This window comes from Streptomyces sp. NPDC058231 (assembly GCF_042882275.1).
Taxonomy (GTDB): domain Bacteria; phylum Actinomycetota; class Actinomycetes; order Streptomycetales; family Streptomycetaceae; genus Streptomyces.
On record NZ_JBHVWN010000001.1, the window covers coordinates 145,294 to 151,200 of the forward strand.

5 protein-coding genes are annotated in these 5,907 nt (G+C 68.5%); all 5 read left to right on the forward strand.

Going from position 1 to position 5,907, the window contains the following annotated elements:
- Positions 1 to 177: 177 nt before the first annotated feature.
- Complete coding sequence (locus tag ACFVXE_RS00575; protein WP_389667739.1) at positions 178 to 816, forward strand: class F sortase; 639 nt, start codon at positions 178 to 180, stop codon at positions 814 to 816.
- Between the two features lie 213 nt (positions 817 to 1,029).
- Positions 1,030 to 2,013, forward strand: a complete 984-nt coding sequence (gene sph, locus ACFVXE_RS00580; RefSeq protein ID WP_389667741.1) for a sphingomyelin phosphodiesterase — start codon at positions 1,030 to 1,032, stop codon at positions 2,011 to 2,013.
- A gap of 107 nt (positions 2,014 to 2,120) precedes the next feature.
- Positions 2,121 to 2,942, forward strand: a complete 822-nt coding sequence (locus tag ACFVXE_RS00585; protein WP_389667743.1) for an N-formylglutamate amidohydrolase — start codon at positions 2,121 to 2,123, stop codon at positions 2,940 to 2,942.
- A gap of 200 nt (positions 2,943 to 3,142) precedes the next feature.
- Entirely contained in the window at positions 3,143 to 3,784 is a 642-nt protein-coding gene (locus tag ACFVXE_RS00590) for a YceI family protein (protein ID WP_389667745.1), read from the forward strand.
- Positions 3,785 to 4,227: 443 nt separating this feature from the next.
- Positions 4,228 to 5,688, forward strand: a complete 1,461-nt coding sequence (locus ACFVXE_RS00595; RefSeq protein WP_389667747.1) for an amino acid permease — start codon at positions 4,228 to 4,230, stop codon at positions 5,686 to 5,688.
- The last annotated feature ends 219 nt before the right edge of the window (positions 5,689 to 5,907 follow it).

Here is a 5,907-nt window from a genome sequence, read left to right on the forward strand (position 1 = left end):
GGCGGGGGCGGGGCCGTCCGTGGGGGGCGGGGGGGGTTTCTGGATTGGGGGGCGCCGCTCTACCCATCCCCCGATGGGCTCCCCGGTGGCTTGGGGGCGGTGCTCCGTGGGGCGGCCCCACTTCCCGCCCTCCCCTGCCCCCGTTACCACCGCTTCCCCCGCTTTTTCGGAGCCCGCATGTCGCCTGCGCCGCAGACAGCCCGTCGATCAGTCACGCCCCGGGCACTCGCCTGTCTGGCGCTCGTCCTCCTCGCCGGCTGCGCACCTGACGCCACGGAGCCGTCACCCCTTACCCACTCGGCCACGCACTCCCCCACCCGCCTGTCACCCCGGTCACCCAAGTCCGGACAGCCCGCCGCTCCCTCCCGGGTGTCCATCCCCTCGATCGGGGTGACCAGCTCCTTGATGCCGCTCGGCCTCAACGCGGACGGCACCGTGGCAGTCCCCCCGGCGGAGAAGGGCATGACGGCAGGCTGGTACACGGGAGGCGCGATCCCCGGCGAGCGCGGCGCCGCCGTCCTCATCGGCCACAACGACACCCGGTTCGGCAGGGCGGTCTTCCACGACCTGAAGAAGATCAGCAAGGGCGCCGACATCGCCGTCCGCAACGAGCTCGGGCGGACAGCCCACTTCACCGTCACCGGCACGGAGTCCGTGAGCAAGAAGGCGTTCCCCACGAAGAAGGTGTACGGCAGGACCGACGACCGTGTTCTCCGCCTCATCACCTGCGACGGCGCATTCGACGCCCAGGGCCACCCCGTCGACAACCTCATCGTCTACGCGACGCTGCGCCGTCATCACGCCGCCGCGCAATGAGGCGGAGACAACCGGTGCGTGCGTGCGTGCGCGCCGCGCCGACGCCCGCACGAGAGACCGCGCTGCCCGGCAGAGGCCGCTCGTCCGGAAGCCCCCACGCCGTTGGCCCCCGGATGGAGGGACTCCTGACATCCGCTGTCTACCCAGCAGTAACTCCCGCTGATTTGATGTGTGTTGCCCGTTCCACCCCCATCAGCAGAAGCAGGAGAACCCGTGCCGCACACCGCGTACCGCCGCACCTCCGGCGTGGCTCTGACCGCCGCTTTCGCCGCCGCCACGCTGGCCGCCAACGCTCCGCACGCCGCAGCCGCGGACACCCCGACGCTGCGGGTTCTCACGTACAACACGTTCTTGATGAGTGAGAACCTGTACCCGAACTGGGGCCAGGACCACCGGGCGGCGGAGATCCCGAAGGCGCCGTTCTTCCAGGGCAATGACGTCGTGGTGCTCCAGGAGGCATTCGACAACTCCTCCTCCGACGCGCTGGCGCAGAACGCGTCCGCCCAATACCCCTACCGCACACCGGTGGTGGGCAGGAGCAAGAGCGGCTGGGACGCCACGGGCGGCGCCTACTCGGCTCTCACCCCGGAGGACGGCGGAGTCACCGTCCTGAGTAAGTGGCCGATCATCCACAAGGAGCAGTACATCTACAAGGACGCCTGCGGCAGCGACTGGTGGTCCAACAAGGGCTTCGTCTACGCCGAACTGAACGTCGACGGGGTGAACGTCCACGTGGTGGGCACCCACGCCCAGTCGACCGACTCCGGATGCGGGGCGGGCGAGGCGGCACAGATGCGCAGCAGGCAGTTCAAGCAGATCGACGCCTTCCTCGACGCGAAGCACGTCCCCGCGTCCGAACAGGTCATCGTGGCAGGCGACATGAACGTCGACTCCCGCTCGTCCGAGTACGCCTCCATGCTCACCGACGCCGGACTGACCGGAGCCGACGCCCGTACCGGCCACCCGTACTCCTTCGACACCCAGGCGAACTCGATCGCCGCCGACCGCTATCCCGACGACCCCCGCGAGGACCTCGACTACGTCCTGTACCGGGCAGGGCACGCGAAACCGGCCGGATGGACGAACGAGGTGGTCAAGGAGGAGAGCGCGCCCTGGACCGTGTCCAGCTGGGGCAACGACTACACGTACACCGACCTCTCCGACCACTACCCGCTGATCGCCTCCGCGGCTCGGTAGCGGGGCGCCACCGGCCGGACAATCGGACAGGGCACGGTGGACCGTCACGACCGCGGCGCTCCACCGTGCCCGCTCCCTTTCCGGACCGAACGACCGAAGGACGCCTCATGGGCCACACCCGGCACCCGTTCCACCTCCTGCCCGGCACACCCTCGTCGCCGGTCCTGTTGCACGTGCCGCACGCGTCACGCGCCGTCCCCGCTCCGGCCCGTGCCGGAATCGAGCTGGACGACGAGGCCCTGGAGCGCGAGCTCGACCACATCACGGACTCCCACACGGCCGACCTGGCGGCCGAAGCCGCCGCGTCCGCCCCGGTCACTCCGTGGCAGTTCGTCAACGGCCTGTCGCGGCTGGTCATCGACCCCGAACGCTTCCCGGACGAACGCGAGGAGATGCTCTCCGTGGGTATGGGCGCGGTCTACACGCGGACCACCCGGCGCGAACGGCTCCGCTCGCCGGACGTGGATCCGCAGCCCTTGATCGACCGGTGGTTCCACCCGTATGCGGCAGCGATGACCGCCGCCGTCGACGAACGCCTGGCCGCCACCGGCCGCGCCGTCGTCATCGATGTCCACTCCTACCCGACGGCCGCGCTCCCGTACGAACTCCACGGCGCCGGACCACGCCCTCCGATCTGCCTGGGCACCGACGCCTTCCACACCCCTCCGGAACTCCTCGCACAGGCCGAGAAGGCGTTCGCCGGATTCGGGGGTACCGGCGTCAACAGCCCCTTCGCCGGTACGTACGTGCCGCTCAAGCACTACGGCGCGGATCCGCGCGTCAGCGCACTGATGATCGAGATCCGCCGCGACCAGTACATGTCCGAGCCGGGTGGTCCGGCCCGTCCCACCGGCCTGACCGCGCTGGCGTCCGCGCTGGCCGCGCTGGTCGGGGTGGTGTCCGCCGGTGCCGCCGCCCCGTTCGGGTGAAGGCAGGTAGGAACGTGACCCGGCGCGCATCGTCCGACCGGGGCGGCGGCCGGAGCTTGCTCCAGGTCGCCGCCCCCACCGCCACGGCGGCGGATACCGCCCCGATCAGGACTTCAACTTGTGAAAGTTTGATCATGAATGGTCGGATTCCCTGATCCGGCCTTGCACCCCTTACCTACCCTCAAGTAACTACATGCTTCATGAAGCTTTTCAGTCGCAGCTCCACACCCCCACGCACAGTGGCGCCTGCCGCTCCGCCGGTCCCCACTGTTGCCGTGGTGCCGGATCCTGCCCTGGCAGCTCTCAGCGGGGAATGGACGATCGACCCGGCGCACAGCAGGATCGGGTTCTCCGTCCGGCACGCCATGGTGACCACGGTCCGCGGCTCTTTCGCGGAGTACGAGAGTCGCCTCTATTTCGACGGCCGGAACCCCGCTCGCTCCCGGGCGGAAATCTCGCTGCACACCGCCAGTGTCGACACCGGGGTGGAGCAACGCGACGCCCACCTGGTCGGCCGTGACTTCCTGAACGCCGCGCAACATCCGCGGATGACTTTCGTGAGCACCGCCGTGCAGCTCACGGGCAAGGACGTCTACCGCATGACCGGCGACCTCACCATCAGGGGAACGAGCCACCCCGTGGCCCTGGACCTCACCTACATAGGGCACGTCACCGACCCGTTCGGCTACGAACGCGTCGGTTTCGACGGCACCACCACCATCAATCGTTCCGACTGGGGCCTGACCTACAACGCCAGGCTGGCCGAGGGCGGAGCCATGGTGAGCGAGAGGCTCCGCCTTCAGTTCGACATCGCAGCCATCCGTTCCACCGCCTCCGGCTGACCCGGACGACCGGGAACGACGCTCGGGAGAGTCCTGGCCCTTCCGCCCCCTCCGCACCGGTGCGGAGGGGCGCGCCCAGGACGCTCACCCACGGCCCCGCGCGCGGAGCCCGCACCGTCCTCGTCGTCGCACCCTGTTCGACGACTCGGCTCCGCGACGTCGACGTCGCCACGGCACCCGCACTGACTTTGCTTACACCGTTGCCACCGCGAATGTCGTCGCCGCCGGCTCCGGCGCGAAGGGTCCCGCGAGAGTGTCCACATCCCCTTCACTTATTGATCGACAACCTCTGATTTACCTCAGATTTGTTCCTCTGTGATATGCCGCACTGCCAGAATCACAGGATTCCCAGAAGATGGGGTGTCGGACCGTGACACGGTGACGACTCCCGGCCCCCACCGCCGGGACCTCCCACCATCCCCTCACAAAGGCGAACCCTCTCCATGAGTGACCGCACCACCGAGGCCGAACCGCTCGTTGCCGCCCCACCGGCGACAGGCTCCCCGCACCGTGACGCCGGCGATGCCGGTTACAGCAAGGACCTCAAGTCCCGTCACATCAACATGATCGCCATCGGCGGCGCGATCGGCACCGGCCTGTTCCTCGGCGCGGGCGGACGGCTGGCAGGCGCGGGCCCCTCACTCGCCATCGCCTACGCGGTCTGCGGCGCCTTCGCCTTCTTCGTCGTGCGCGCGCTCGGCGAACTGGTCCTCTACCGGCCCTCCTCCGGTGCCTTCGTCTCGTACGCCCGTGAGTTCATGGGTGAGAAGGGCGCCTTCGCGGCCGGCTGGCTGTACTTCCTGAACTGGGCGACCACCGCCGTGGCGGACATCACCGCGGCCGCCACCTATGCCCATTTCTGGGCCATGTTCAGCGACGTTCCGCAGTGGATCCTCGCGCTGATCGCCCTCGCCGTCGTCCTCACCGCCAACCTCATCTCCGTGAAGTACTTCGGCGAGATGGAGTTCTGGTTCTCGATCATCAAGGTCGGCGCTCTGGTCGCGTTCATGCTGATCGGCATCTTCCTGGTGGTGACCCAGCACTCGGTGGACGGTCACACCCCCGGCTTCTCCACCATCACCGACAGCGGTGGCATCTTCCCGGTGGGCATGCTCCCGATGCTGCTGGTGATCCAGGGTGTCGTGTTCGCGTACGCCTCGGTCGAACTGTGCGGCGTCGCCGCCGGCGAGACGGAGAGCCCGGAGAAGATCATGCCCAAGGCGATCAACTCGATCATGTGGCGCGTCGGGCTCTTCTACGTCGGCTCCGTGGTGCTGCTCGCCGTACTCCTGCCGTACACCGCGTACTCCGGGGACGAGAGCCCGTTCGTCACCGTCATGGACAAGCTCGGCATCCCGGGCGCGGCCGGTGTGATGAACCTGGTCGTACTGACCGCGGCTCTCTCCAGCCTGAACTCCGGGCTGTACTCCACCGGACGCATCCTGCGCTCCATGGCGCTGTCCGGTTCCGCGCCGAGGTTCACCGGTCGGATGAACAAGGGACAGGTGCCGTACGGCGGCATCCTGCTGACCGCCGGATTCGGTGTTCTCGGCGTCGCACTCAACTACGTCATGCCGGGCCAGGCGTTCGAGATCGTCCTCAACTTCGCGTCGATCGGGATCCTCGGCACCTGGGGCATGATCATGCTCTGCTCGCTGCTGTTCTGGCACCGCTCACGCGACGGCCGGGTGACCCGCCCGTCGTACCGGCTGCCCTGGGCCCCGTACACGCAGATCGTCACGCTGGCGTTTCTCGCGACGGTGGTGTTCCTGATGTGGTGGGGCGGCGGTGTCGGCCGTACGACCGTGATGTGTCTGCCGCTGATCGCGGCGGCGCTGGTCGGTGGCTGGTTCGTCGTCCGGCGACGGGTCAACGAGCTTGCGCGGGAGCGTCAGGAAGCCTGACCTCCTCTCGGTACCGGCGACGGCCTTCGCGGGAGACTTCGTTCCGCGGGGGCCGTTCCTGTACCGCCATCCTGACCCCCTGCAAACCGCAGGTGGGCCAGGCCCCGTTCTGCACAACGACGGAGCCGGGGGGGGTGTCAAAGAGGGGGGGAAGCACGCCCGCAGAAGTGGTATGTACAATATTTGGGTGTGGGGGCGGGATTAACGCGCCCCCCACAA